This is a genomic window from Pseudoduganella sp. UC29_71 (assembly GCF_042693265.1).
In the GTDB taxonomy this organism is placed as follows: Bacteria; Pseudomonadota; Gammaproteobacteria; order Burkholderiales; family Burkholderiaceae_D; genus Rugamonas.
This window is the reverse complement of record NZ_CP170549.1, coordinates 3,521,124-3,546,232: the sequence shown is the minus strand read 5'-3', so window position 1 is coordinate 3,546,232 and position 25,109 is coordinate 3,521,124. Positions and strand designations below refer to the sequence as shown.

Genomic DNA, 25,109 nt, shown 5'->3' with positions numbered 1-25,109 from the left:
AATAGAGGAAACCAATGCTAGGCGCACGCCCCGAAAATCCCCATGACCGCAGTCAATTTTCCAGAATATGGCCATCCTGCGAATCTTGACCCCGGTCAATGCACGTTGTCCGAGCCACTGCCTATGATGCAACTATCTCGCGGTGCAAGCCGCATGCCATACTAGCTATCAAAAAATACCATCTACCTGGAGACAGTCCATGAGCAAAGCATTAGACGGGGTGCGCGTCCTCGATTTCACCCACGTGCAATCGGGGCCGACCTGCACCCAACTGCTGGCCTGGTTCGGCGCCGACGTCATCAAAGTGGAGCGCGCCGGGGAGGGCGACGCCACCCGGGGCCAGCTGCGCGACATACCCGGCGTGGACAGCCTGTACTTCACCATGCTGAACCACAACAAGCGTTCCATCACGCTGGACACCAAGAAAACCATGGGCAAGCAAGTGCTGGAAACCCTGATCCGCGACTGCGACGTGCTGGTGGAAAACTTCGCCCCCGGCGCGCTGGACCGCATGGGCTTCAGCTGGGAACGCATCCAGGAACTCAACCCGCGCATGATCGTCGCGTCCGTAAAAGGCTTCGGCCCCGGACCATATCAACATTGCAAGGTGTACGAAAACGTGGCCCAGTGCGCCGGCGGCTCGGCCGCCACCACCGGCTTCGATGATGGCCCGCCCGTCGTCACCGGCGCCCAGATCGGCGACAGCGGCAGCGGCCTGCACCTGGCGCTCGGCATCGTCACCGCCCTGTACCAGCGCAACGCCACCGGCCGCGGCCAGAAGGTGGACACCGCCATGCAGGACGCCGTGCTGAACCTGTGCCGCGTCAAACTGCGCGACCAGCAGCGCCTGGAACGCACCGGCACCATGGAAGAATATCCGCAGTACGCCGAAGGCACTTTCGGCGACTCCGTGCCACGCGCCGGCAATGCATCCGGCGGCGGCCAGCCCGGCTGGATCTTGAAATGCAAAGGCTGGGAGACCGACCCCAACGCCTACATCTACTTCATCGCCCAGGCGCCGGTATGGCCCGCCATCTGCCGTGTGATCGGCCGCGAAGGCTGGATCACGGACCCCGACTACGCCACCCCGCGCGCGCGCCTGCCGCGCCTCATGTCCATCTTCGCCACGGTGGAAGAGTGGACCCGCGAGCACACCAAGTTCGAGGCCATGGATATCCTTAACAAGTACGACATCCCTTGCGGCCCCATCCTGTCGATGAAGGAGATCGCCGAGGAACCGTCGCTGCGCGCCAGCGGCACCATCGTGGAAGTGGACCATCCCGAGCGCGGCAAGTACCTCACGGTGGGCAACCCGATCAAGCTCTCCGACAGCCCCACCGACATCACCCGCTCGCCGCTGCTGGGCGAGCACACCGACGAAGTGCTGCGCGAGCTCGGTTACAACGACCTGCAGATCGCCGCGCTGCGCGACGAGCGCGTGATCTGAGCCGGCAGCAGCGGCCCCCGCGTCATGCACCACGCCACCTCCAGCGCCGAAACCGGCGCCGGCATCCACACCGCATCCAGCGCCGGCTTCGGCGCGGGAGTGTCCACCGTGCACAAGCCGGCAGCGCACCTGAACCGCCTGTTCGGCGACCTGCCGTTCCTGGACCGCTTCGACGCCGCCGCCCAAGCCGGCTACGGCCGCGTGGAATTCATGTTCCCGTACTCGTACCCGGTGGAGCAGATCGCCCACCGCCTGTGCAGCCACGGCCTGCAGGTGGTGCGCTTCTGCCTGCCGGCGGGCGACTGGATGGGCGGCGAGCGCGGCATCGCCTGCCACCCTGACCGCATGGGCGAATTCCGCTACGGGCTCGAAGAAGCCATCCGCTATGCCCGCCCGCTCGGCACGCGCCAGCTGCGCTGCCTGGCCGGGCTGCTGCTGCCCGGCCTCGCGCCCGACCTGGCGCGCCAGACCCTGGTGAATAACCTGCGCTACGCCGCCGCCGCGCTCAAGCCGCACGGCATCGCCCTGCAGATCGCCCCGCACAGCGTGGCCGACGCCGCCTGCGCCGCCAGCATGGTTAGCGCCGCCAGCATCATCAGCGGCGCGCGCGCCCCGCATCCGTCCTCCCCGCCTGGCGCACCCGGCGCACCCGGCCCGTGCGATGCCGCAGACCATTTCCTCACCGGCCGCGCACAGGCGCTCGCCGTCATCCGCGACACCGGCTCCGACAACCTGTTCCTGCAGGACGACCCCACATGAAACAGCGTACCCGCGTCTACACCCATGCCGACTGCTACGACCACCAGACAGGCGAAGGCCATCCCGAATCGCCGCAGCGGCTGGCGCTGGTGCTCGAAGCGCTGAAGGCGTCCGAATTCTCCGCCCTGGACTGGCAGGCAGCGCCGATGGGCACGCGCGCCCAGGCCGAACTGATCCACGACGCCGACTACTACGACGCCATCCTGGAAGCGCTGCCCGAGCGCGGCATCGTCCCGCTGGACGGCGGCGACACCGTGCTGTCCCCCGGCTCCTGGCGCGCCGTGATGCGCTGCATCGGCGCCGCCTGCGCCGCCGTGGACGACGTGATGCTGGGCGAAGCGGCCAACGTGTTCTGCGCCACGCGTCCCTGCGGCCACCACGCCGAGCCGGACCGCGCCATGGGCTTCTGCATCTTCAACCAGGCCGCCATCGCCGCCGCCCATGCGAGCCGCGCGTATGAGCTGGAGCGGGTGGCCGTGGTCGATTTCGACGTCCACCATGGCAACGGCACCCAGGCCGCGTTCGCGCCGCTGCCAGGGCTGTTCTACGCGTCCTGCCACCAGTCGCCGCTATACCCCGGCACCGGCCTGCGCAGCGAGACCGGCAGCCGCAACAACATCCTCAACGTGCCGCTGCCGCCGGGCTGCGACTCGCCCATGTTCCGCGACCGCATCCGCATGGACCTGCTCCCCGCGCTGCGCAACTGGGCGCCCGAACTGATCGTCATCTCCGCCGGCTTCGACGCCCACCGCGACGACCCGCTGGCCGGCCTGCAGCTCGTGGACGCGGACTTCCACTGGATCACGCGCGAGCTGATGGAAGTGGCGGCGGACACCGCGCAGGGCCGCGTCGTCTCCATCCTCGAGGGCGGCTACAGCATGGCCGGCCTGACAGGCGGCGTCGCCGCCCATGTGCGTGCGCTGACAAGCTGAAGTGGTTCGGATATCCCGTTTGTGAGCTTCGTCCTTCAGTCGCATCGAAAGACTTTTTCTCTGCACATGGTTTTATCTCCAACATCCTAGATTGGAGCGAGGTAGTGCTCGATCAGCGCGGCGCCGTCTGCAAGAAGGAAGTCCTTGAACGCCTGCGCCACCGGTGGCAGGCGTTTGTTTTTGCGGTGCACCACGTACCAGTTCAGCATCACCGGAAAACCCGCCACGTCCAGCACCACCAGGCTGCCCGCCTTCAGCTCCTGGCTGATGGTGTGCGCCGACAGGAAGGCCACGCCCATGCCGGCGATGACGGCCTGCTTGATGGTCTCGGTGCTGCGGATCTCCATCGCCACGTTCAGGTGCTCCAGGTGGGCGCCGAAGCCGTCTTCCATTGAGTTCCATGTGTCCGATCCGCGCTCGCGCACCACGAACGGTTCTTCCACAATCCGTTCGATGGGGATGCGGCGCTTGCCTGCCAGCGGGTGCTGGGCCGGGGCGACGATGACGTAAGGATGGGGCGCAAACGCGGCCTGGGCGGCGTCGGCGGGCTGGGGAGGGCGCACCATCACCGCGAGGTCGGTCTGGTTGCTGGAGAGCCGTTCCAGCAGCTCTGCGCGGTTGTGCACCGTGAGATTGAGCTTTACGCCCGGATTGCGGCGGGCGAATTCCACCATCAGGCGCGGGAAGAAGTAGTCGCCCGCGCTGATCACGGCCACATTGAGCTTGCCGCCGGCGATGCCGCGAAACTGGGTGAGCGCGTCCTCGGCTTCCTGGAACTGCTGGATGATGGCGCGGCTGTGGTACAGCAGCTCGGCGCCGCCCGGCGTCAGGTACACCTTTTTTTCCCAACTGCTCGAACAGCACCAGGCCGGCGTGGCCTTCCAGGGTCTTGATCTGGGTGGAGACGGCCGGCTGCGTCAGGTGCAGTTCGGCGGCGGCGCGCGAGAAGCTCAGGTGGCGGGCGACCGCTTCGAATACCTTCAGCTGGCGCAGGGTGGCGTGTTTCATGGGTAAGGTTTGTATACAGGATCGTGAATGGAAAAGCCAAAAACCTTTAACTATACCTAATCATTGTCAGCCCCTAGGATGTACTTAGTCAACCGACATTATTCCAACAGAGGGAGCAGACCATGATGCATATCGATACGTCCGACCTGGCCGACGCGCAGCGCCAGGCTTACAACGCGGCCTTTGCGGAACTGGGCTTGCGCTGGTTCTGGGGCAGTAACGACTACGCCGGCCAGATGGGTGTGGAGAGCCAGCGCTCGCACCTGCGCCGCTACGTGGAGAACCATCATCCGCACATGCTGAAGGTGTACGACGCGGAGTTCCTGGTGAACGCGATCCAGAAGGTGATGACGCGCTGCCTGGAGGCCGCCGGCGCCGGCTGCGGCGCGTCCGGCGCGGGCACCCGCGTGGGCGAGCGGCAGGGCGCGCAGCACGCTGTCCAGCACAGCATGCAGCGCGGTGAAGTGGGTTTTTGAGCCGTCTCGAGAAGTCGCTATTTTTCGCTTGAAAAAAATGAAAGAATGTCGAATCTTAACCGCGGTCAAGGATATCGGGTTTTGCTTCTTCCACAATCATCTCGTGACAACGGTCAACCAGACACGGTCCAACTAAAAAACTATATGGAGATAACGAAATGAAGCATGACGATGACACTGCGCCGGTGATCAGGCCTCCTTCGTACCGCTGGCTACAACTTATCATGGGCATAGTCTGTATGGCCATGATCGCCAACCTGCAGTATGGTTGGACCCTGTTCGTGAACCCTATCGCCGACAAGTACGGCTGGAGCAAGGCGGCCATCCAGGTTGCCTTCACCATCTTCATCCTGACCGAGACATGGCTGGTGCCGGTCGAGGGCTGGGCGGTGGACAAATTCGGGCCGCGTCCCGTGGTGCTGTTCGGCGGCTTCCTGTGCGCGCTGGGCTGGATCATGAACTCCTACGCGGACTCGCTGACGATGCTCTACATCGCGGCGGCCATCAGCGGTATCGGCGCCGGCGCCGTGTACGGCACTTGCGTCGGTTCGGCACTGAAGTGGTTCCCGGATCGCCGTGGTCTTGCAGCGGGTTTGACGGCGGCGGGATTCGGGGCGGGATCAGCGGCGACCATCATTCCGATCTCGATGATGATCGCGAAAAGCGGCTACGAAGCGACCTTCCTCACCTTCGGTATCGGCCAGGGCGCCATCGTGATGCTGCTGGCGCTGCTGATGGTGCGTCCGCCAGCCCACGTGCCGAGCAAGATCCAGAAGCAGACCAAGGTACAGCAGTCCCGCGCCGACTTCGGCCCGTCGCAGATCATCCGCAAGCCGGTGTTCTGGGTGATGTATGTGATGTTCGTGCTGGTCGCTGCCGGCGGCCTGATGGCGACCGCGCAAATGGGTCCGATCGCCAAGGACTTCAAGATCGACGGCGTGACCTTCAACGTGATGGGCATGGTGCTGCCTGCGCTGACCTTCGCCCTGGCTATCGACCGTGTGCTGAACGGCCTGACGCGCCCCTTCTTCGGCTGGGTGTCCGACCAGATCGGCCGCGAGAAGACCATGTTCATCGCCTTTGCGCTGGAATCGGTGGGCATCCTGGCGCTGTACTACTGGGGCCGCGATCCGATCATGTTCGTCATCCTTACCGGCCTGGTGTTCTTTGCCTGGGGCGAGATCTACAGCCTGTTCCCGGCCACTGCGGCGGATACGTTCGGCACCAAGAACGCGGCGGGCAATGCGGGTCTGCTGTACACGGCCAAGGGAACCGCTTCCATCTTCGTGCCGGTGTCCAGCATGATCACGGCGGCCACCGGCAGCTGGGAGGCGGTGTTCTTCGTGGGCTGCGGCCTGAATGCCGCGGCGGCCATCATGGCCTGGTGGGTACTGCGGCCGATGCGCAAGCGCTTCATGGATACCGCCGTGACCCCGGTCGACCTGGCGGATGACAAGTCCCTGGCCGCCGCCGCGCGGTTGGCCAACTAGCATGTAATCGTTGGCACCGGCGGCGCCGGTGCCAACATCAAGCGAGAACACCATGATCAAACGCTGGCTGCGCTTTCAACATTTCGACACGGTGCGCTTCGGTACCGTTGAAGGCGACAAAATCCGCATCTACCAGGGCGATATGTTCGACGCACCGTCGCCCACCGATTTCACGCTGCACCTGTCCGAAGTGAAGCTGCTGACGCCCGTGGTGCCGGGCAAGGTGCTGGCGATGTGGAACAACTTCCACGCGCTGGGCCGCAAGCTCGGCATCGAGCCGCCGCCCGAACCGCTGTACCTGCTGAAGACGCCGAACTCCTACCTGGCACCGGGCGGCACCATCCGCAAGCCGCTGTGCGACGACAAGGTGGCGTTCGAGGGCGAGCTGGCCATCGTCATCGGCAAGACCTGTTTCAACGTGTCCGAGGCCGACGCCACGGACCATATTTTCGGCTACACCTGCGCCAATGACGTCACCGTCAACGACATCATCAAGCGCGATCCGACTTTTCCGCAGTGGGTGCGGGCCAAGGGTTTCGACACCTTCTGCCCTTTCGGCCCGGTGATCGCCACCGGCCTGGACCCGGCGATGCTGGTGGTGCGGACCATCCTCAACAGCGAGGTGCGGCAGGACTACCCCATCAACGACATGGTGTTCTCCGCCGCCCAGCTGGTGAGCAAGATTTCGAGGGACATGACGCTGGACCCGGGCGACATCCTCCTGTGCGGCACCTCGGTCGGCGTCGGTTCGATGCGGCCGGGCAGCATAGTGGAAGTGGAGATCGACGGCATAGGAAAGCTCAGCAACCGTTTTGAGTAAAAACCAAGGAGCTGAAAATGAAAATCGCCATTGTAGGGGCGGGAGCAATAGGAGGATTAGTGGGGGCCAGGCTGGCCCTGGCGGGCGAGCAGATCACGTTCCTGGTACGGGGCGCCAACCTGCTGGCCATACGCAACAAGGGCATCAAGCTGATCGAGCATGACGGCAGGGAGCAGGTGGCCACCAACGTGGCGGCCACCGACGACTACGCCGAAGCCGGCCCGCAGGACGTGGTGATCCTGGCGCTGAAGGCGCACCAGGTGGCGGCCGTGGCGGACCAGCTGCCGCTGCTGTTCGGCCCGGACACCTGCGTGGTCACCATGCAGAACGGCATACCGTACTGGTACTTCCACCAGCATGGCGGCCACCTGGAAGGCCGCACCGTGCACAGCGTGGACCCGGACGGCACCCTGGCGGCGCGCATACCGCCGTCGCGCGTGATTGGCTGCGTGGTCTATCCGGCCTCGGAGCTGGTGGCGCCGGGCGTGGTGCGGCACGTGGAGGGCGAGCGTTTCCCGCTGGGCGAGCTGGATGGTTCCGCCAGCCCGCGCGTGCAGGCGATTTCGGAATGCTTCACCAGGGCCGGTTTCAAGGCGCCGGTGCTGGATAACATCCGTTCCGAGATCTGGCTGAAGTTGTGGGGCAACCTCACCTTCAATCCGATCAGCGCGCTGTGCCACGCCACGCTGGAGGGCATCTGCCAATACCCGGTGGCGCGCTCGCTGGCGGCGGACATGATGAAGGAAGCGGAAGCGGTGGCCAACAAGCTGGGCGTGACGTTCCGCGTCACGCTGGACAAGCGGATCGCGGGCGCCGAGAAAGTAGGGCGGCACAAGACGTCGATGCTGATGGATGTCGAGGCGGGGCGCGGGCCGGAAATCGACGCGCTGGTCGGCTCGGTGGTTGAACTGGGGCGGTTTACCGATACCGCCACACCTCATATCGACGCGGTCTATGCGCTGGTCAAATTGCTGGAACGGACCATGACCGAGGAGAGAGGGCAGCTCAGGCTACAAAAACTGGCAGCTTGATAAAAAAACGGACGTCTCACAAGGACGTCCGTTTTGCTTTTACCACCATGTTCTTACATGCCCCAGGTGTACTTGGCGTCGCTCTTGTCGCCGGCAGTGTTCGCATCCAGCTGTTCGCGCAGATGCACGCCGAAGATGGTTTCGATGATGAACATCAGGCTGAAAGGCTGGGCTTGTTCAGTGGCGGTATGGGTCTGTTTGTTGGTGATGGTGGTCATGATATTTCCTCTGAAGTTAAAAAATGTTGGTGCCGCGTTTGGTATGAAATGAGTATAGGCAGCACGAAACTGCGCCGCCAATTGAGGCGGCGTATATCAGGTATTAACGCTGTGAATATTGCCTATGAAAAACCCGCAAAAACGCGATAAAACTGTTTTCGGGTTTCTTGACCGCGGTCAAGATTTTGCTGCGCTGCGGCGTAACAGCGCTTAAATCTTGCCCTGGTTTTTCAGCCGGCTGAGGGTTTCCGGCGAGAGATTGAGATAGGCAGCCAGTTGCTTCTTCGGCAAGCGCTCGAACATTTCACTGTGCTTGCGCACAAAACGGTGCACGCGGCCCGGCGCGTCCAGCAGGTGCAAGGTGATGGTGTGGCCCATGATTTCGCTCATCAGGTGCATCACCTCGTACTCGAAGCTTTGCTTGAGCTGCGAGTGGCTTTCCAAAAACGCAACCCACTGCGGCATGGCCAGCTTGGCCACGCGCGCCTTCGTCACGCACACGATGCTGTACGGCGTGGGCGTCTTCAGGCGCCAGGCCGCGTAGCTGGTTTCAATGTCGCGCTCGGCGGCAAAGCGCAGGATCATTTCCTTGGCCTCCTGGTTGGTGACTACGCGCTTCAGGATGCCGTCCAGGATGAAGTACTGCTCCATCTCGTGCACGCCCTGGTTCAGCAGCAGGTCTCCCTTGTTGTAGTCCACCACGGTCAGGTAAGGCTCCAGGGCCGCCATCTCGCTTTCGCGCAGCTCTTTCAGCACGATGTTCTGCCGCAGCTGCACGCGCAGGATGTTGCGTTCGGGGTGATTGGCTAACAGCGTCATGGCCTTGTTCTGATTACTGATCTGGAAATGTTGGACATCTTCCTTTGAATCTTGACCGCGGTCAATGAGAGAAAACAAAGGGGATCGCTATGATGGCTTCAACACCTTTGTTAAACCAAATATAAGAGACACTCATGACAACCAACAGCACACAGTCCGCCGAACAGACCGATGGCTTCCACCTGGTAGTGGATGCGCTCAAGCACAACGACATCGACACCATCTTCGGCCTGGTCGGCATTCCGATCACCGACCTGGCGCGCCTTGCGCAGGCTGAAGGTATGCGCTTTATCGGCTTCCGCCACGAGCAGCATGCCGGCAACGCCGCCGCCATCGCTGGCTATATGACGCAGAAGCCGGGCATCTGCCTGACGGTGTCCGCGCCGGGCTTCCTGAACGGCCTGACCGCGCTGGCCAACGCCACCACCAACTGCTTCCCGATGATCCTGATCAGCGGTTCCAGCGAACGCGAAATCGTCGACCTGCAGCAGGGCGACTATGAAGAGATGGACCAGCTGAACGCCGCCAAGCCCTACGCAAAAGCATCGTACCGCATCAACAAGGCAGAGGACATCGGCATCGGCGTAGCACGCGCCATCCGCGCCGCCGTGTCGGGCCGTCCGGGCGGCGTGTACCTGGACTTGCCGGCGCAGCTGCTGTCGCAGGTGATCGACGCCGAACACGGCCGCCGCTCGCTGGTGAAGGTGGTCGATCCGGCGCCGCGCCAGATTCCTGCGCCGGACTCGGTGCAGCGCGCGCTGTCCTTGCTGAAGGGCGCCAAGAAGCCGCTGATCCTGCTGGGCAAAGGCGCCGCTTACGCGCAGGCCGATGCGGATATCCGCGCCTTCGTTGAAGAATCCGGCATTCCCTACCTGCCGATGTCCATGGCCAAAGGCCTGCTGCCGGATACCCACTCCCAGTCGGCATCCGCCGCGCGCTCCTACGTGCTGGCCGAAGCGGACGTGGTGGTGCTGGTCGGCGCCCGCCTGAACTGGCTGCTGGCGCACGGCAAAGGCAAGACCTGGGGCGTGCCGAAGCAGTTCATCCAGATCGACATTTCGCCGACTGAAATCGACAGCAACGTGGCCATCGCCGCGCCGCTGATCGGCGACATCGGCTCCTGCGTCACCGCGCTGCTGGAAGGCATCCGCAGCGGCGGCCACGGCAAGCCCGATCCGTCGTGGACCGGCGCCATCGCCGAGCGCAAGGACAAGAACCTCACCAAGATGGCCGGCATGCTGGCGCAACAGGTATCGCCGATGAACTTCCACGGTGCGCTGGGCGCCATCCGCGACGTGCTGAAAACGCGGCCGGACATCAACGTGGTCAACGAAGGCGCCAACACGCTGGACTTCGCCCGCGCCATCATCGACATGTACGAGCCGCGCAAGCGTTTCGACTCGGGCACCTGGGGCATCATGGGCATCGGCATGGGCTTCGCCATCGGCGCGGCCGTCACCAGCGGCAAGCCTGTGGTGGCCATCGAGGGCGACAGCGCCTTCGGCTTCAGCGGCATGGAGCTGGAAACCATCTGCCGCTACGAGCTGCCTGTCACCACCATCATCTTCAACAACAACGGCGTGTACCGCGGCACCGATGTGAACCCCACCGGCGGCAAGGACGTGGCGCCCACCGTGTTCGTGAAGAACGCCCGCTACGACAAGATGATCGAGGCCTTCGGCGGCATCGGCTACCACGTCACCACGCCTGAAGAAATGACGCGCGCGCTCACCGAAGCCATCGCGGCCGGCAAGCCCGCACTGATCAACGCCGTCATCGACGAAACCGCAGGCACCGAGAGCGGCCGCCTGACCAACCTGAATCCCAGCACCGCAGGCAAGAAGTAAATTCGCGTCCGACATCGAACAACACCAGGAGACTTAACATGACCAAACCGTTAGAAGGCATCAAGATCATCGACTTCACCCACGTGCAGGCCGGCCCTGCCTGCACCCAGCTGCTGGCCTGGTATGGCGCCGACGTGATCAAGGTCGAGCGTCCCGGCGCGGGCGACGTCACCCGCTCGCAGCTGCGCGACATCCCCAACGTGGATGCGCTGTACTTCACCATGTTGAACAGCAATAAGAAGTCGCTGACCCTGGATACCAAGACGCCGGAAGGCAAGGAAGTGCTGACCCGCCTGATCAAGCAGTCGGACGTGCTGGTGGAAAACTTCGGCCCCGGCGCGCTGGACCGCATGGGCTTCACCTGGGAGCACATCCGCGAACTGAATCCCGGCATGATCGTGGCGTCCGTGAAAGGCTTTAGCGACGGCCACCACTACGAAGACCTGAAAGTGTATGAAAACGTGGCGCAGTGCGCCGGCGGCGCCGCCTCCACCACCGGCTTCGACGACGGTCCTCCCACCGTGAGCGCCGCCGCGCTGGGCGACAGCAACACCGGCATGCACCTGGCCATCGGCATCCTGACCGCGCTGCATGCCCGCAACCGCAACGGCGGCAAGGGCCAGAAGGTGGCCGTGTCCATGCAGGACAGCGTGCTGAACCTGTGCCGCGTGAAGCTGCGCGACCAGCAGCGCCTGGACCGCATCGGCTACCTGGAAGAGTATCCACAGTACCCGCACGGCAAATTCAGCGACGTGGTGCCGCGCGGCGGCAACGCGGGCGGCGGCGGCCAGCCGGGCTGGGTGCTGAAGTGCAAAGGCTGGGAGACCGATCCGAACGCCTACATCTACTTCACCATCCAGGGCCACGCCTGGGCGCCGATCTGCCGCGCCATCGGCAAGCCGGAGTGGATTGAAGACCCTGCCTACATGACCGCTTCTGCGCGCCAGGACAAGATCTTCGACATCTTCGCCACCATCGAAGCCTGGCTGGCGGACAAGACCAAGTTCGAGGCGGTGAACATCCTGCGCAAGTTCGACATTCCTTGCGCGCCGGTGATGACGATGAAGGAACTGGCCAACGACGAGTCCCTGCGCGCCAGCGGCACCATCGCCGAAGTGGACCACAAGGAGCGCGGCAAGTACCTGACCGTGGGCAGCCCGATCAAGTTCTCGGACCTGAAAGTGGAAATCACCGGTTCGCCGCTGCTGGGCGAGCACACCAACGAGGTGCTGGAAACGCTGGGCTACAGCTCGCGGGAAATCGCCGCACTGCACGAAGCCAAGGCGGTATAACGCAGGTATAAAATAAGGCGAGGGCGGATTTATCCGCCCTTGTTCATTTGGGGAGACGAGAATGCAAAAAATCGATTATCAGCAGCTGGTGGAATCCATCGGTGACGCGGTGGTGGTGTGCGACGCGGCCGGCGCCATTATCGTATGGAACGACGCGGCGGTGCGCATGTTCGGCTTTACGCGCGAGGACGCGCTGGGCAAGTCGCTGGACATTATCATTCCCGAACGGCAGCGGCAGCGCCATTGGGACGGCTACAACAAGTCCATGGTCACCGGGGAAACGCGCTACGGCAACGACGTGCTGCGCGTGCCCGCGCTGCACCGCGACGGGCGCAACCTGTCCATCGCCTTTACGGTGGCCATGCTGTACGACGAGGCCCGCAACGTCACCGCCATCGTGGCCGTGATCCGCGATGAAACCCAGCGCTGGAGCGAGGAACGGCAGATGCGCGTGCGCCTGGCACAGCTCGAAGCGCGTATCAAAGAGGAAGCGACTAGCGCGCAACAGTAGAACTACTACCAAGTATTAAATCCGTCATGTTTGCAATTACTATCGGTTTCCTGCGGGGGCGGCGCTCCCGCATCACTATAAGGAGACTTGCAATGACGAATTTAGCTGGCCAGTTCCGCATTCGCAGCATTGTTTTGTTTGCCCTCGGTATCACCGGCGCGGCGGCCCAGGTAGCCCAGGTGGCGCAGGCAGCTCCGGTGCCGCTGCCCTCGTATAACGTCGATCCCGCACTGACCTCGGTGTCCGGCCTGTCCTCGGGCGGCTTCATGGCGGTGCAGCTGCACGTGGCGTTTTCCGCCACCTTCAAGGCCGGCGCCGGCATCGTGGCGGGCGGGCCATACTACTGCGCGCAAGGCGCGGTCGGCACCGCCACCGGCCCGTGCATGGCGGCCACCTCCGTCAGCAAGCCGGCCACGTCCACCCTGGTGTCCACCACCAACAGCTGGGCCAGCCAGGGGCTGATCGACCCCACCAGCAACCTGGCCGCGTCCAAGGTCTACCTGTATTCCGGCACCATCGACAGCACCGTCAAGCAGCTGGTGATGAACGAGGCGGACACCTACTACAAGAACTACATCGCCGCCGCCAACATCTTCTACAAGAACAACCTGGCCTCCGAGCACGCCATGGTGACGGACTACTTCGGCAGCGGCTGCAGCACCAAGGCCAGTCCCTACATCAACAACTGCAACTTCGACCTGGCGGGTGAAATCCTGAAGTGGATCTACGGCCCGCTGAACGCGAAGAACAGCGGTACGCTGGGCGGCAGCTTTGTCGAGTTCAACCAGGCCGAGTTCATCGCCAGCCCCGCCACGCACGGCATGGCGTCCAGCGGCTGGGCTTACGTGCCGGCCAGCTGCGGCAGCGGCCAGCAGTGCAAGGTGCACGTGGTGGTGCACGGCTGCCAGCAGGACCCGACCAAGATCCAGGACAAGTACTACCGCAGCACCGGCTACAACAAGTGGGCGGACACCAACAACATCATCATGCTGTACCCGCAGACCGCGCCCAGCAGCACCGGCAATCCGAACGGCTGCTGGGACTGGTGGGGCTATGACGACGCCAACTACGCCAAGAAGAGCGGGCGCCAGATGGCGGCCATCAAGGGCATGGTGGACCGCGTGTCGGCCGGCAGCACGGGCGGTGGCGGCGCGCTGCCGGCGCCGGGCGGCGTGAACGTCACCGGCGTCACCGCCAGCAGCGTGGCGCTGGCGTGGAACAGCGTGTCCGGCGCGGCAGGCTACAACGTCTACCGGGGCGGCACCCAGGTCAACCCCAGCTTGCTTACTGGGCCGGCTTACACGGACACCGGCCTTGCCTCCGGCACCAGCTACAGCTACACGGTGCGGGCAGTGGACGCCGGCGGCGCGGCGGGCGCGGCATCGACTGCGGTGAACGCCACCACCACCGGCGGCGGCTATGTCTGCACCGCCACCACGTCCAGCAACTATGCGCACGTGACGGCGGGCAGGGCGGTCAACAGCGGCGGCTACGCGCTGGCCAAGGGTTCGAACCAGAACATGGGGCTGAACAACACCTTCTACACCACCACGCTGGCGCAAACCTCGGCCGGCTACTACGTGATCGGCAACTGTCCTTGATGGTGGGAGCGCGCCCGCCGCGTCAGTGCGTGGTGGGCGACGGACCCTGGCCGTGGATGGTGCCGCGCCAGGCGCCCGTCTCGGTGCCGCGCTGTTCCATCATTTCCTTGAAGCGCTTCAGGTTGCCCGACGCTTCCAGGCGCACCGCGCCCATGGCGTCGCCCACGGCCTCCAGCGCCCCTTCCGGCTGGTAGGTCATGGCCAGCGTAATGCGGCAGCGGTTGCCCGACAGCGGCGTGAATTTCACCTCGCCGTTGTTGGGCCGGCCGCTGGTGCTGCGCCAGGCGATGCGCTGGTCCGGGATCTGCTCGGTGATTTCCGCGTCCCACTCCACCGGCTTGCCCAGCACGTCGGCTTTCCAGTGCAGGCGCTTGTCGTCCAGCTGGCGTACTTCGTGCACGCTGTCCATGAAGGTGGGGAACTCTTCAAACTGCGTCCACTGGTCGTAGGCGGTGCGCACCGGCACGTTGACGGTGATGGTTTCGCGCACCGTGGATGCGCCGCGCTCTGCCTTGTTTTTCTTGAGTTGCTTGGCGACCAGCAGGCCGCCGGCCGCCACTGCGGCCATGGTGATGATACGGTTAAGCATGGGAGTCTCCTTGTCCGGGTTGAATAAGGATCGTAGTCGGATTCGGCTGCAGTTTAAATTGCCGTACGCCTGAATCGGATGTCGGACAGGACTGACGTGGCGCGTGGCGACGCGTCCGGCTTGTTTTTGCTAAGCTTAGGGTAGCCAACCGTTCTTATTCTGGGAGACCATCATGGCCATGTCACAAGAAAGCTATGTCAGGCAGCAAGGCCTGCGCAAAACCTACGACATTGAATACAGCAGCCTGCGCTACCGCATTTCGCTGGAGGGCAAAGTACTGAAGGAAATCGAACTGCCGCTGGACACGCTCGCCGCCCTGGGCGACGAGGCCAGCTGGAAGAGCGCGGTAGCCGATATCGAGCACCTGCGGGGCATGCCGGAACAATAAGCCCCGCAAGCGTTAATCTTGCCGCTTACGTCCGCGCCGGCAGTTTCCAGTCGGGGCGGATGAAGTGGCAGGTGTAGCCGTTGGGGATGCGCTCCAGGTAGTCCTGGTGCTCGGGTTCGGCTTCCCAGAAGGGGCCGGCCGGGGACAGCTCGGTCACCACCTTGCCGGGCCACAGGCCGGACGCGTTCACGTCGGCGATGGTGTCGTCGGCCACGCGCTTCTGTTCCTCGCTGGTGTAGAAAATGGCCGAGCGGTAGCTCGTGCCCAGGTCGTTGCCCTGGCGGTTAGGGGTGGTCGGGTCGTGGATCTGGAAGAAAAATTCCAGGATCTTGCGGTAGCTGATGACAGCCGGATCGAACCTGATTTCGATGGCCTCGGCGTGCGTGCCGTGGTTGCGGTAAGTGGCGTTCGGCACGTCGCCGCCCGAATAGCCCACGCGGGTGGCCAGCACGCCCGGATAGCGGCGGATCAAATCCTGCATGCCCCAGAAGCAGCCGCCTGCCAGCAGCGCGGTTTCAGTGGTGTGGTCCGTGTCTTTGCTCATGCCAGTTCCTTTGCAGTGTGTAGGCAGCCTAAGTATAGCCACAATGCAAAAAAACAACCCGGCGCGAGGCCGGGTTAAAGGAACAAACAACGAAGCGGTTTAGTTGCGGATCGTCATGCCGATCATGATGCGGCGGCCGGCGTAGGCGTAGTCCAGCAGGTTGGGCGTGCCATCCGCGAACGGGGTGTAGGGACCCTGGCTGTTGGAGGTAGTGGCGTTGCCCAGGTTGCGGCCCTCGGCGAAGATCTCGATGCCGTTGGCAAAACGGTAAGCGATCTTGGCGTCGATGAAGCGGGTCGAGTCGATAAAGTTCGGCGAACCGGGGTTGAACGGCGTCACGGTGATGCGGGTTACGCCCGGCGAGCTTGGGTAGTTGTTCACCGTGTTGGCGCCGCAGGCGGCGATGCAGTTGAACTGCTGCGCCACGAACTGCAGTGCTACGCGGGCCGACAGCGCGCCATCGTCATACCACAGCGAAGCGTTGTACGAGTACTTCGATTCGCGGGCCGGCGGCAACGGCGTGCCGGTGATCAGGTCGACCACGTTGACTGCCGAAACAGCCGAGCGCAGCTTGGTGTAGTTCGCATCGAAGCCGGTGAATTTCAGCACGGACGGCAGGAAGGTGAACGCCGTCTTGCTCTGGAACTCGATGCCCTTGCGGGTGGTCGCCACGCCGTTGTCATAGGTGCGGTAGTTGAAGTCCAGGTCGCCCAGCGATTTGCCGGTGACAGGATCGATCAGCTCGGTGCCCGAGAACAGCTTGATGTCGCTGCGGCTCACCACTTCGTTCGGGCCGATCTTGCCCTTCTGGTTGAAGTAGGACACGTTGAACGTGGTGTCGCGGTTCGGGTACCACTCGAGGCTCAGGTTCTGGTTCCAGTTGGTCTGCGGACGCAGCGCCGGGTTGCCCATGGTGCCGGAGCATGTCTGGTCCAGCTCGGTGCCGGTCAGGGTGTCGATCTTGCGCTCGTCATAGGTGCAGGTGCCCGAAGGCAGCAGGCGGTCCACCGGCGGACGGGCGACGGTCTTGGCGCGGTTGTAGCGCAGCACGACCTGGTCCGGGATCGCCCACAGCGCCAGGTTCAGCGCTGGCATGTAGTCGGTGGTGCTGGCGTTCAGCGTGGTCGGTACGATCAGCGTGTTGCTGATGATGCCGGTGGACACGTCCGGGTTGGCCGGGTTGTACGACGGCGATTTGCGGATGGTCTGGAAGCCCAGGTTGCCGGTGCCCGCGACCTTGGTGTTCACCACGCGCACGCCGAAGTTGCCTTCCAGGTCCCAGTTGAACGGCAGCGCCTTGTCGGTGCCCGGTACGTGATCGATGTTGAAGTCGGTCATCACGTAGCCGGAGCGTACTTTCTCGGTGAACTTGCTGGACGGCTGCTTGTACACCTTGCCGTCGCTGGCGGTGCATTCCTTCACGCAATCATAGTTCACGTTAGGCACGCCGGTCAGCGCGAACACTTTCTCCACGTCGATCTGGGTCCAGCCCTGCAGCAGGTCGGCCGGGCGGTCTTTGGCGCCATTGAAGAAGGTGGTGGTCGGCTTGGTCATGGACTGGGTGATGATGTCCAGGAACTGCTTCTGCGTCATCACGACCTGGCCCGACAGCGCCGTGTTCGGGTTCACGCTGGGGTTGTAGCCGTATTTGCAGGGCGCGCCGCCTGCGCCCAGCGAACCGGCCGTGTTTTCGCAGCCGATGAAGGAGGAGCGGATGATGGATTGCGGCATATAGATGCCTGGAACGTAGCCTGCCTTGCCGAAGTCGCCAACCGGCGCCTGGACCACGTAGCCGCCGTTCGGCGCCCAGCTTTCGCCCCGGGTGTCGCGCAGGTTGATACCGGTCTTGATGCGGGACAGGAAGGGAACCTGGTCGTTCAGCGCGTAGGTCAGGTCCACCTTGGCGGTGCGTTCGCCGCCTTCGCCCATGCGCGGCGTGAACTGCAGCGAAGGCGCCTGCGTCGTCAGCGGCTGCTGGGCGATGGTGTAGGCGGGAATCGCGGTCGGCTGGGTGGCCGAAGCAGCCACCGCGGCCGCCGGATTGGCCGCCGGGCGGACCACGGCGAAGTTGGCCGGGTTGGACGAATCGAAGGTGCTGCCTTGCGGGAAGGTGTGGGTCCACAAGCCGTTCGGCAGCACTTCCATCGTGGCCGGGCCGTAGTTGTAGCTCCACGACGTGCGCTTGTCGCCGCGCGAGAAGTCGTTCCTGGCGTCGCCGATGAAGAATTCAGCCAGCAGCGGGCCGTTGCGGTAGGTACCGCCGGTTTGCAGGTAGCGGCTGCTGGTTTCGATGGTGTTGTGGATCTGGTCCACGCCGGCGCTGCCGTCGCTGATGGTGAACTTGGTCACGTGGTGGTTGGCGTCCACGGTGACGGAGCGCGGATCGACGTTGGCCACGGTGCCGGCGATAGGGAAGGCGTTGCTGCGGAAGCTGGGCGTGTCGTAGGTGTAGTAGCCGGAACCCGGGATGGCAACGCGCGAGCCGGTGGCGTCGCTGAAGGTGGGGCCGCTGTAGCTTGGCGTGGCGGTCGAGGCCGGGTTGGTCGTCAGGCCGCCCAGGCTGTAGGTCAGGAAGTTGTCGTCCACCTTGCGGCGCTGGATGCTGCCCTTGGCGTACACGGTCAATTCATTGTTGACCTTGAAGTCCAGGCGCAGGTCGCCCGAGCGGCGCTTGTCGACCTGCGATTTTTGCAGGTAGCGCACCAGCGACGGGGTGTAGTCGTTCCACTGGTTCAAGCAGGTCAGCAGCTCGTTGCCGCGCTGGTTGATGGCGGCGTTGCGGGCGTTGGTGCCGTTGATGGCGTTCTGCTGCGCGGTGGTCAGGTTGGGGAAGGCGGCGTAGCAGTCGGCTTTCGATTTGGCGGCGGCCGAGCGCGTCACCAGGTCCAGCGGCGAGGCGGCGTTGAAGAAGCCGCCGGCGGTCAGGGGGCTGGCCAGCAGGGTGGTGGTGGCCAGCGGGTCCGTGGTGGAGACGGTGCTCGGATTGAACGAGAAAGTCTTGTTCGGCGAATTATCAAAGTCCAGCGCGCGGGCATAGCCCTGGTTGGCGCTGGTGGCTACCTGTGCGGAGTGGCCTTCGTTGCGCGCCTGCGAGGTGGACACGTTGAGGATCACGCCCAGGCGGTCGTCCAGGAATTTGTTGGCCAGGATCAGGTTGGTGTCCGGCGTCCACTTTTCGTTCAGCGAGTTTTGCTGGGCGGCCATGCGCAGCGAGTAGAACGGCTTCTTGAAGTCCAGGCCGGTGCGCGTCTTGATGATGATGCCGCCGCCCAGCGAGCCTTCGGTCATGTCGGCTGTGGAGCCTTTGACCACGTCCACGCTCTTGATCAGGTCGGACGACATTTCGCGGAATTCCACGCCGCGGCCGCTGCCGCCGCCGTTCAGGTCGGTGCCGCCGCCGGCTTGCAGGCCCTGGCCGTCGATTTCCACGCGGGTCAGGTCGGCGGTGTTGCCGCGCACGGCAACGCTCACGCCTTCGCCAAAGTCGCCGCGGTTCAGCGCGATACCGGCGATGCGGGAAATGGCTTCGCCGATATTACGGTCCGGCAGGGCGCCGACGTCTTCGGCCACGATGGAGTCCTGCGCGGTGGCCGCGTTCTTTTTGCGGTCGATACTGCTTTGCTGCGAAGCGCGGGTGCTGCTGACGACGACCTTCTGGATGGCTGCGTCTTTGGCGGGCGTCTCGGTTTTAGGGGCTTCCTGCGCGATGGCCATATTGCTGGCGAGCGCCAGTGCAATTGCGTAGCTCAAGCGTTTTGGCCGAAGCTGGCCGTTTGCGATGATGTGCATCTCTCCGTCTCCCTTTTAGGAATTATTAATTTGGACAGAGTTTATTGTCGGGAAACGGGCCTGTGTTTAGCGCTCAGGAAATAATCACCGCAATGAGCGAGGATGTTGTTTTTAGCCTGTTTAGCTATATCAAATTGGATAAATGCTATATCCGAAGGGTATAACGGAGGCCCTAATGATCAAGTAATTGATTATTCCGTTTTATCGCGGTGCACCAAATACTTGTGTCCAATACATTAAGCGGCGCCCGGTATTGAGTGAATAAGCCACACCCATTTCGGTAAATGCGGGATTCATGATATTGGCGCAATGGCCGGGACTTTCGAGCCAGCCGGCCACCGCATCGCCTGCGGTGTTGACGCCGGAGGCGATGTTTTCGCCGACCGCGCGCCAGGCATAGCCGGAGCGCAGCGCGCGGTCGGCCACGTAGCTGCCGTCGCGTGCCTGGTGGCTGAAATAGTGCAGGGTAGCCATGTCGCGGCTGTGGGCAAGGGCGGCTTGCGTCAGCGCCGGGTTCAGCGTCAGCGGAGGCGCCGGGGCGAACAGGCGTTCGCCGCACAGGCGCGGTGCGGCGCGCGCGGCGTTGACGGCGGCCAGCGCGGTGGCGCTGGATTCGGCCGGCTCGGGCAGGGGGATGGGGCGCAGCGGTTCGGCGAACAGGATTTGCCAGTTGTCGCCGTCGCGGATGGCGCCCATGGCAGTGAAGTGCGGGCTGAGCATCTGGCGGCAGTATTTGTCGCGCAGCACGGCCATGGCGGCGGAGGCGTCCGCCGCGCCGGTGATGAAGACGGCGGAGGCGTGTTCCACCGGATAGCCGGCGCGCTCCAGCGCCAGTTCGATAAAGGCGCCGGTGCCCAGCCGGACGCGCGACAGCGCCGGTGGCGAATCCAGCGGCGGCAAGGGGCCGGACAAGTTGCCGCAGCGCTGGGGCTGCGCGCGATAGGCATTAATCAGGGCAAGCAGCGCGGGTTCGGGCGCACCCTGCGATGCCGCTGTTGCCAACGGCGCTGCCGCCGCAAATGGCGCGGACGGGAAGGCGCCGAGCAGGGCTGTGGCGGCAGCGGCGGCAGCCCTGAAGGTGGCCAGCGCACGCTTCCGCCGTTGTCTGGATCGGTTTTCTAGTGGATAATTGGCGCCCATGAACGATACTACTACACCTCCACCACTGCCCGACCGCCTGTCGGTTGACCCGAAAAGCCCTCACCACCACCTGCCAGTGCTGCAGCACGACATCGGCATCAAGTTCAACGACAAAGAGCGTCTGGACGTCGAGGAATACTGCATCAGCGAAGGCTGGATCAAAGTGGCTGCCGGCAAATCGCTGGACCGCAAGGGCCGCCCCATGCTGATCAAACTGAGTGGCAAGGTCGAAGCGTTTTACAAATAAGTTTTATAATAAATTAGCAATCCGCCACGTGCGCCAGCAGCGCGTGGCGTTCTTCCTCGAACGACACCGGCGTGGCCAGCAGCTGCGCGTAGTTCGCATATTCCCAGTAGTTTTTCCCCAGCGCCAGCGCACCGGCGGGATGGCGCACGGCCCAGCCGCGCGGCACCGCGTACAGCACGCGGCACGGACCGTCGTGCGGCGCCAGGCGCAGATAACTTGCGCCAACGGCGATGCGCCGGGCCAGGCCGTGGCCGTGGCCGTGGCCGTCGCGGAGTGCTGCTGCTGCTGCTGCTGCCGGTAGCGGCAGCGCATCCATTGTGTAAGACAGCCCCAGCACGTCGCCGCGCTGCTGCGCCGTGTAGCATGACCAGCCGTGCCGGTGCATCTCGATACCTTTGCCGGTGGCCGGTTCGAACGCGCACACGTCGCGCACGGCGCGGCAGAACTGCTCAAAGTCGTAGTTGCCCGGCGCCAGGGCCGGCGCCAGCAAGGTCGTTTCGCGCGGCGTCAGCCCCGAAATGAGCAGCTGCACGCGCAGCTCCAGCTGCAGCGGGTCCAGTTCGACCTGATAGGCTACCTGCACGTCCACCTCCTAATAGCCGAGGTGGTAGCGCGGGTCCAGCCACAGCGGACGGCGCAGGCCGAAGTGCTCCTCGAGCATGCGCTCGGCCACGCAGAACGCGCCTTCCACCCAGCCCTGCTGGTCCGAATACGATTCGCCCACGATGTGGATGGCTTCGGCGCGGTCCGGCTTGCGCATGAAGGGCATCACGCGGTCCACGGCGTAGCCGGCCTGCCAGGCGTGGTAGCCGCCGCCGTAGGGATCGGCCGACCAGTCCTTGTACCAGGTCACGTAAGGGGCGGGGACGGACACGCCGCTGCCGTGCAGCTCGCGCAGCTCCTTCATTACTTCGTTCACCATGCGCTGCGAAGCCTGCACGTTCTGCAAGCCCTCCAGCTGCGCGGGCGCCACCAGTGCCGTGGCGCGCGGCTTGAACGGCTCGGGATGGCGCGCCAGCACCCGCCAGAACGGCGTGGTGCGCATGTCGTTGTAGCTGCCCAGCAGCAGCGAGTGGCTGTTGGACGGATCGGCGCCGAAGTAGTAGCACTGGCGCAGCGGCAGGTCGGTGATGGAGTGGCCGGCGCTGGCGCCGAAGCTCTGCTGCCACCACGGCTGCTCGAAGCCCATCAGGATCTTGTAGGAAGGCTCGGGGATCACGGACGCCAGGTTGCGCTGCAGTTCCTCGTTGCGGAAGAAGAAGCTGTCCTGCGCCAGCAGTTCCAGCGCGCGGCGCGGCATGGCCAGCACGATGCTGTTGGCGTGCACGGCCCACGGCGCGCGGCCGGGGCGGTTCAGGAAATGTAGCGTGTAGCGGTAGCCCGGCTTGCTGGAACGCGTGAAGCCCAGCAGCTGGTTCTCGCGCCAGATGCAGGCGCCCGGCTCGGCCAGGTAGGCGTCCGCCAGCGCGTAGGCGATGCCGTCGTAGCCACCGGCGATGGTCCTGTACTCGGTGCCGGCGTTGGAGAAGTCGCCCACCATATAGGGCAGCGCTTCGGCCGCGTTCCAGTTGATGGTGTTCGAGTAGTAGCCGCCGGCGTCGGCCAGGAAGGTGTAGCCCTCCTGGCCGACGCGGTCCTTCAGCATGTTCCAGAAGCCCAGTTCACTCACCAGCGCGTCCTGGTAGGGGCCGGCGAAGCAGTAGCGCAGCTGCGGCTTGATGCGGCTCCAGTCGTCCGCGGTCAGCTCGAAGGTGTAGTCGTAGGGGCCGTAGTGCTTCACCTTGTCCGCGTAGCGCGCGGTGAACCACGGGTCGGCCGTCAGCACGTCGTACACCACCTTGTTGAACAGCTGGTCCGCGCTGTAGCCGATGTCGGCCTCGTTCAGCATGTAGCGGGTGAGCTGGCGGTCGCCGCGCGCCTGGGCGCGGGTCCACGCGTCGGCGCGCAGGTATTGCTTGCGCAGGAAGGCGAACAGGTGGGCGTTGTCGCCCATGGGGAAGGGCACGCTTTCCAGCGCGTGGCTGAAGACCTGCTCGATCAGGGTGCTGATGATGGCTTGCGAGGGCATGTAGCGCATGCCGCCCAGTTCGCCCACTACGTCCATGCCCGGCAGCGTAACCGATTCCAGGCGCCCGCCGATGCGGTCGTCCATCTCGAACAGCTGCACCTGCGAGCCGGGCAAGTCGCCGTCGGCAACCAGGCGCCATGCGCTGTACAATCCGGCTGCCCCGGCGCCGACGATGGCCACCTCGGTACACAGCCCGTCCTGGTAGGTGCTGTTCATGGGGATGCTGGTCAGTTCACTGCGTATTTTCATGTTGTTGCTCCTGCAATTCATCATTACTGAATGTCAATAGCAATCCTCATGCCTGCAAGTAAGAGTGAAAAACAGGGTCATTTGCAGATTGCAACCATTCAGTTTCATTAATTGACATGTCAACCGGCGAGCTTTACATTGTCATTTACACTAGGAGAAGATTTTGGTTGCAGGCTTGAACGATTCCGATTACACGCTGACCTCTCCGCTGCGCGATGCCGAAGTGACCGGCGGCCCCGTGCTGGCGCTGACGGTGCTGTGGCATCCCGACCCGGCGCGGGTGGGTGAACAGTACCTGGATGGCAGCGGTGACGGCGTGATCGAGCTGGGCCGCTTCATGCCCATGTTCAGCCGGCCCGGCAAGGACCGCCTGCCGCTGGGCTACGGCGGCATCTCGCGCCAGCCGCTGCGCATCGCGCGCACGCCGGACGGCGGCCTGGAAATCACGCCGCCGGACAGCCGCATGATCTTCGAGCTGGACGGCGAGGAAGTGCGCACCGTGCAGCACCTGAACGCCGAACGCGTGGCCGACGGCGCCGTGCTGGGCCTGGGCCGCGCCGTGCTGCTGTGCCTGCACTGGGCAACCTCGCTGCCGCGCCACAATCCGGTGGCCGGCCTGCTGGGCGTGGGCAGCGCCGCCATCATGATGCGCGAGCAGATCCGCGCCGCCGCGCAGACCAATATGCCGGTGCTGCTGCTGGGCGAAACCGGCAGCGGCAAGGAAGTGGCGGCGCGCGCCATCCACGCCATGAGTTCGCGCGCGGGCGCGCCGCTGGTGGCGGTCAACATGGCCACCCTGAACGAATCGCTGGCGGCGGTGGAACTGTTCGGCGCCGCCAAGGGGGCCTACACCGGCGCGCAGACTGTGCGCGCGGGCCTGTTCGGCGAGGCCGACGGCGCCACCCTGTTCCTCGATGAAATCGGCAATACCCCGGCCGTGGTGCAACCCATGCTGCTGCGCGTGCTGGAAAGCGGCGACTACCGCCCGGTGGGCGCGGCGGGCGACCGCCACAGCAGCGCGCGCCTGATCGCCGCCACCGACCAGGACCTGTACGGCGGCGCCTTCAACCACGCGCTGCTGCGACGCCTGGAGAGCTACGTCATCCCCATGACCCCGCTGCGCGAGCGGCGCGAAGACATCGGCGTGCTGATCCAGCACTTCCTGGCCGAAGCCGGGGCCGCGCCCGAAGAATTCCCGTTCGCGCTGGTCAGCGACTGCGCCTGCTACGACTGGCCGGGCAATGTTCGCCAGCTGGCGCAGGTGGTGCGGCGCGCGCTGCTATCGGTGCGCATGGGTGAAGTGCCGCTGCTGAGTGCACTGACGCGCAGCGTCGCGACCCCGCAAGGCAGCGCGGCGCGTTTGGCTGCGTCAACGGCGCAAAGTGACGAGGGCGGGGCGGATGGCGTGCCATACGGCGCTGGCCAGGCCCGAGCGGGTTATGGTGGCGCAGCGCACTCCGGCGCGGGCCAGGTTGGGGGAGGCGGGGCGTCACCGGCGCCTGCGGAAGCCAAGCGCGGCCGGCGCGCCATGCCCGATCACGAAGAAGTGCTGGCCGCGATGGACGGCAACGGCTGGCGCATCCTGAGTGCGGCGCAATCGCTGGGCATTTCGCGGCCGACCATGTACAAGCTGCTGGACGACCACCCGCAAATCCGGCGACCCGAGCGGATCGCCGAAGAAGAACTGCGCACCGCGCTAGCGGCCTGCGACGGCGCCGTCGACCGCTGCGCCGCGCAGCTCAGAACGCCGGCTGAGGCGCTGAGGCGCTACTTGGGGGCGTTAGGCATTAACTGAGTAAGCGTCCGCTCAGCGCCGTCTTGAGTGCCTTGGCAATTTGATCGAT

22 protein-coding genes and 1 pseudogene are annotated in these 25,109 nt (G+C 64.4%); 14 read left to right on the top strand and 9 right to left on the bottom strand.

What is annotated here, in order from left to right:
- Positions 1-199 precede the first annotated feature (199 nt).
- The 3 genes from frc (ACFJI2_RS15520) to ACFJI2_RS15510 are packed head-to-tail and all read left to right on the top strand — an operon-like array spanning position 200 to position 3,138.
- Complete coding sequence (gene frc, locus ACFJI2_RS15520; RefSeq protein WP_377700850.1) at positions 200-1,447, top strand: formyl-CoA transferase; 1,248 nt, start codon at positions 200-202, stop codon at positions 1,445-1,447.
- 24 nt (positions 1,448-1,471) lie between these two features.
- Complete coding sequence (locus ACFJI2_RS15515; RefSeq protein ID WP_377700849.1) at positions 1,472-2,206, top strand: TIM barrel protein; 735 nt, start codon at positions 1,472-1,474, stop codon at positions 2,204-2,206.
- Positions 2,203-3,138 carry a histone deacetylase family protein gene (locus ACFJI2_RS15510; RefSeq protein ID WP_377700848.1) on the top strand — a complete coding sequence of 312 codons (936 nt, stop codon included), beginning with the start codon at positions 2,203-2,205 and terminating at the stop codon, positions 3,136-3,138. Before ACFJI2_RS15515 ends, ACFJI2_RS15510 begins: the two co-directional genes overlap by 4 nt.
- A gap of 86 nt (positions 3,139-3,224) precedes the next feature.
- On the opposite strand, the pseudogene ACFJI2_RS15505 reads toward ACFJI2_RS15510, so the two are convergent.
- Positions 3,225-4,146: pseudogene (locus tag ACFJI2_RS15505) on the bottom strand (LysR family transcriptional regulator).
- Between the two features lie 122 nt (positions 4,147-4,268).
- Here ACFJI2_RS15505 and ACFJI2_RS15500 point away from each other — a divergent pair.
- The 4 genes from ACFJI2_RS15500 (at position 4,269) to ACFJI2_RS15485 (ending at position 7,963) form a co-directional block, all read left to right on the top strand.
- On the top strand, positions 4,269-4,622 hold the full coding sequence (locus tag ACFJI2_RS15500; RefSeq protein ID WP_377700847.1) for a hypothetical protein: 354 nt from the start codon (positions 4,269-4,271) through the stop codon (positions 4,620-4,622).
- Positions 4,623-4,780: 158 nt separating this feature from the next.
- Positions 4,781-6,112, top strand: a complete 1,332-nt coding sequence (oxlT, locus tag ACFJI2_RS15495) for an oxalate/formate MFS antiporter (protein WP_377700846.1) — start codon at positions 4,781-4,783, stop codon at positions 6,110-6,112.
- A 52-nt stretch (positions 6,113-6,164) separates the two neighbouring features.
- Positions 6,165-6,932 (top strand): fumarylacetoacetate hydrolase family protein, encoded by a 768-nt coding sequence (locus tag ACFJI2_RS15490; RefSeq protein WP_377700845.1) that lies wholly within the window; start codon positions 6,165-6,167, stop codon positions 6,930-6,932.
- A gap of 17 nt (positions 6,933-6,949) precedes the next feature.
- Entirely contained in the window at positions 6,950-7,963 is a 1,014-nt protein-coding gene (locus tag ACFJI2_RS15485; protein ID WP_377700844.1) for a 2-dehydropantoate 2-reductase, read from the top strand.
- 53 nt (positions 7,964-8,016) lie between these two features.
- Here the strand turns inward: ACFJI2_RS15485 and ACFJI2_RS15480 are convergent, their stop codons facing one another.
- Positions 8,017-8,181, bottom strand: a complete 165-nt coding sequence (locus ACFJI2_RS15480; protein ID WP_157201633.1) for a hypothetical protein — start codon at positions 8,179-8,181, stop codon at positions 8,017-8,019.
- Between the two features lie 210 nt (positions 8,182-8,391).
- On the bottom strand, positions 8,392-9,000 hold the full coding sequence (locus ACFJI2_RS15475; RefSeq protein WP_057155445.1) for a Crp/Fnr family transcriptional regulator: 609 nt from the start codon (positions 8,998-9,000) through the stop codon (positions 8,392-8,394).
- A gap of 134 nt (positions 9,001-9,134) precedes the next feature.
- Here ACFJI2_RS15475 and oxc point away from each other — a divergent pair, with 134 nt between their 5' ends.
- The 4 genes from oxc to ACFJI2_RS15455 all read left to right on the top strand — a co-directional run bounded on the left by oxc (position 9,135) and on the right by ACFJI2_RS15455 (position 14,251).
- Complete coding sequence (gene oxc, locus ACFJI2_RS15470) at positions 9,135-10,847, top strand: oxalyl-CoA decarboxylase (RefSeq protein ID WP_107870203.1); 1,713 nt, start codon at positions 9,135-9,137, stop codon at positions 10,845-10,847.
- Between the two features lie 38 nt (positions 10,848-10,885).
- Positions 10,886-12,139: a formyl-CoA transferase gene (gene frc, locus ACFJI2_RS15465; RefSeq protein ID WP_107870201.1), complete on the top strand. Its 1,254-nt coding sequence runs from the start codon at positions 10,886-10,888 to the stop codon at positions 12,137-12,139.
- Positions 12,140-12,200: 61 nt separating this feature from the next.
- A complete protein-coding gene (locus ACFJI2_RS15460; protein ID WP_377700843.1) occupies positions 12,201-12,650 on the top strand; it encodes a PAS domain S-box protein in 450 nt (149 codons plus the stop codon).
- 92 nt (positions 12,651-12,742) lie between these two features.
- Positions 12,743-14,251 (top strand): fibronectin type III domain-containing protein, encoded by a 1,509-nt coding sequence (locus ACFJI2_RS15455; RefSeq protein WP_377700842.1) that lies wholly within the window; start codon positions 12,743-12,745, stop codon positions 14,249-14,251.
- Between the two features lie 22 nt (positions 14,252-14,273).
- On the opposite strand, the gene ACFJI2_RS15450 is transcribed toward ACFJI2_RS15455, so the two are convergent.
- Positions 14,274-14,840 carry an SRPBCC family protein gene (locus tag ACFJI2_RS15450; RefSeq protein ID WP_377700841.1) on the bottom strand — a complete coding sequence of 189 codons (567 nt, stop codon included), beginning with the start codon at positions 14,838-14,840 and terminating at the stop codon, positions 14,274-14,276.
- 172 nt (positions 14,841-15,012) lie between these two features.
- Here ACFJI2_RS15450 and ACFJI2_RS15445 point away from each other — a divergent pair, with 172 nt between their 5' ends.
- Positions 15,013-15,228: a hypothetical protein gene (locus ACFJI2_RS15445; RefSeq protein WP_107870194.1), complete on the top strand. Its 216-nt coding sequence runs from the start codon at positions 15,013-15,015 to the stop codon at positions 15,226-15,228.
- Between the two features lie 25 nt (positions 15,229-15,253).
- On the opposite strand, the gene msrA is transcribed toward ACFJI2_RS15445, so the two are convergent.
- From msrA to ACFJI2_RS15430, 3 genes are all read right to left on the bottom strand, one after another.
- Positions 15,254-15,772: a peptide-methionine (S)-S-oxide reductase MsrA gene (gene msrA / locus ACFJI2_RS15440; protein ID WP_377700840.1), complete on the bottom strand. Its 519-nt coding sequence runs from the start codon at positions 15,770-15,772 to the stop codon at positions 15,254-15,256.
- A 99-nt stretch (positions 15,773-15,871) separates the two neighbouring features.
- On the bottom strand, positions 15,872-19,522 hold the full coding sequence (locus ACFJI2_RS15435) for a TonB-dependent receptor (protein ID WP_377700839.1): 3,651 nt from the start codon (positions 19,520-19,522) through the stop codon (positions 15,872-15,874).
- A 240-nt stretch (positions 19,523-19,762) separates the two neighbouring features.
- Positions 19,763-20,563: a CAP domain-containing protein gene (locus ACFJI2_RS15430; protein ID WP_377700838.1), complete on the bottom strand. Its 801-nt coding sequence runs from the start codon at positions 20,561-20,563 to the stop codon at positions 19,763-19,765.
- A 136-nt stretch (positions 20,564-20,699) separates the two neighbouring features.
- On the opposite strand from ACFJI2_RS15430, the gene ACFJI2_RS15425 reads away from it, so the two are divergent.
- Positions 20,700-20,948, top strand: coding sequence for a DUF3297 family protein (locus ACFJI2_RS15425; protein ID WP_028833860.1), 249 nt, complete (start codon positions 20,700-20,702; stop codon positions 20,946-20,948).
- A 13-nt stretch (positions 20,949-20,961) separates the two neighbouring features.
- On the opposite strand, the gene ACFJI2_RS15420 is transcribed toward ACFJI2_RS15425, so the two are convergent.
- Together ACFJI2_RS15420 and ACFJI2_RS15415 are read right to left on the bottom strand one after the other, a co-directional pair.
- Positions 20,962-21,531 carry a hypothetical protein gene (locus ACFJI2_RS15420; protein ID WP_377700837.1) on the bottom strand — a complete coding sequence of 190 codons (570 nt, stop codon included), beginning with the start codon at positions 21,529-21,531 and terminating at the stop codon, positions 20,962-20,964.
- A gap of 9 nt (positions 21,532-21,540) precedes the next feature.
- On the bottom strand, positions 21,541-23,265 hold the full coding sequence (locus ACFJI2_RS15415; protein WP_377700836.1) for a flavin monoamine oxidase family protein: 1,725 nt from the start codon (positions 23,263-23,265) through the stop codon (positions 21,541-21,543).
- Positions 23,266-23,440: 175 nt separating this feature from the next.
- Here ACFJI2_RS15415 and ACFJI2_RS15410 point away from each other — a divergent pair, with 175 nt between their 5' ends.
- Positions 23,441-25,060: a sigma-54-dependent transcriptional regulator gene (locus ACFJI2_RS15410; protein ID WP_377700835.1), complete on the top strand. Its 1,620-nt coding sequence runs from the start codon at positions 23,441-23,443 to the stop codon at positions 25,058-25,060.
- The last annotated feature ends 49 nt before the right edge of the window (positions 25,061-25,109 follow it).

Excerpts from the sequence above, each read along its gene's own strand:
- frc (WP_377700850.1), top strand. The coding sequence starts at position 200 with ATGAGCAAAGCATTAGACGGGGTGCGCGTCCTCGATTTCACCCACGTG.
- ACFJI2_RS15515 (WP_377700849.1), top strand. The coding sequence starts at position 1,472 with ATGCACCACGCCACCTCCAGCGCCGAAACCGGCGCCGGCATCCACACC.
- ACFJI2_RS15510 (WP_377700848.1), top strand. The coding sequence starts at position 2,203 with ATGAAACAGCGTACCCGCGTCTACACCCATGCCGACTGCTACGACCAC.
- ACFJI2_RS15500 (WP_377700847.1), top strand. The coding sequence starts at position 4,269 with ATGATGCATATCGATACGTCCGACCTGGCCGACGCGCAGCGCCAGGCT.
- oxlT (WP_377700846.1), top strand. The coding sequence starts at position 4,781 with ATGAAGCATGACGATGACACTGCGCCGGTGATCAGGCCTCCTTCGTAC.
- ACFJI2_RS15490 (WP_377700845.1), top strand. The coding sequence starts at position 6,165 with ATGATCAAACGCTGGCTGCGCTTTCAACATTTCGACACGGTGCGCTTC.
- ACFJI2_RS15485 (WP_377700844.1), top strand. The coding sequence starts at position 6,950 with ATGAAAATCGCCATTGTAGGGGCGGGAGCAATAGGAGGATTAGTGGGG.
- ACFJI2_RS15480 (WP_157201633.1), bottom strand. The coding sequence starts at position 8,181 with ATGACCACCATCACCAACAAACAGACCCATACCGCCACTGAACAAGCC.
- ACFJI2_RS15475 (WP_057155445.1), bottom strand. The coding sequence starts at position 9,000 with ATGACGCTGTTAGCCAATCACCCCGAACGCAACATCCTGCGCGTGCAG.
- oxc (WP_107870203.1), top strand. The coding sequence starts at position 9,135 with ATGACAACCAACAGCACACAGTCCGCCGAACAGACCGATGGCTTCCAC.
- frc (WP_107870201.1), top strand. The coding sequence starts at position 10,886 with ATGACCAAACCGTTAGAAGGCATCAAGATCATCGACTTCACCCACGTG.
- ACFJI2_RS15460 (WP_377700843.1), top strand. The coding sequence starts at position 12,201 with ATGCAAAAAATCGATTATCAGCAGCTGGTGGAATCCATCGGTGACGCG.
- ACFJI2_RS15455 (WP_377700842.1), top strand. The coding sequence starts at position 12,743 with ATGACGAATTTAGCTGGCCAGTTCCGCATTCGCAGCATTGTTTTGTTT.
- ACFJI2_RS15450 (WP_377700841.1), bottom strand. The coding sequence starts at position 14,840 with ATGCTTAACCGTATCATCACCATGGCCGCAGTGGCGGCCGGCGGCCTG.
- ACFJI2_RS15445 (WP_107870194.1), top strand. The coding sequence starts at position 15,013 with ATGGCCATGTCACAAGAAAGCTATGTCAGGCAGCAAGGCCTGCGCAAA.
- msrA (WP_377700840.1), bottom strand. The coding sequence starts at position 15,772 with ATGAGCAAAGACACGGACCACACCACTGAAACCGCGCTGCTGGCAGGC.
- ACFJI2_RS15425 (WP_028833860.1), top strand. The coding sequence starts at position 20,700 with ATGAACGATACTACTACACCTCCACCACTGCCCGACCGCCTGTCGGTT.
- ACFJI2_RS15415 (WP_377700836.1), bottom strand. The coding sequence starts at position 23,265 with ATGAAAATACGCAGTGAACTGACCAGCATCCCCATGAACAGCACCTAC.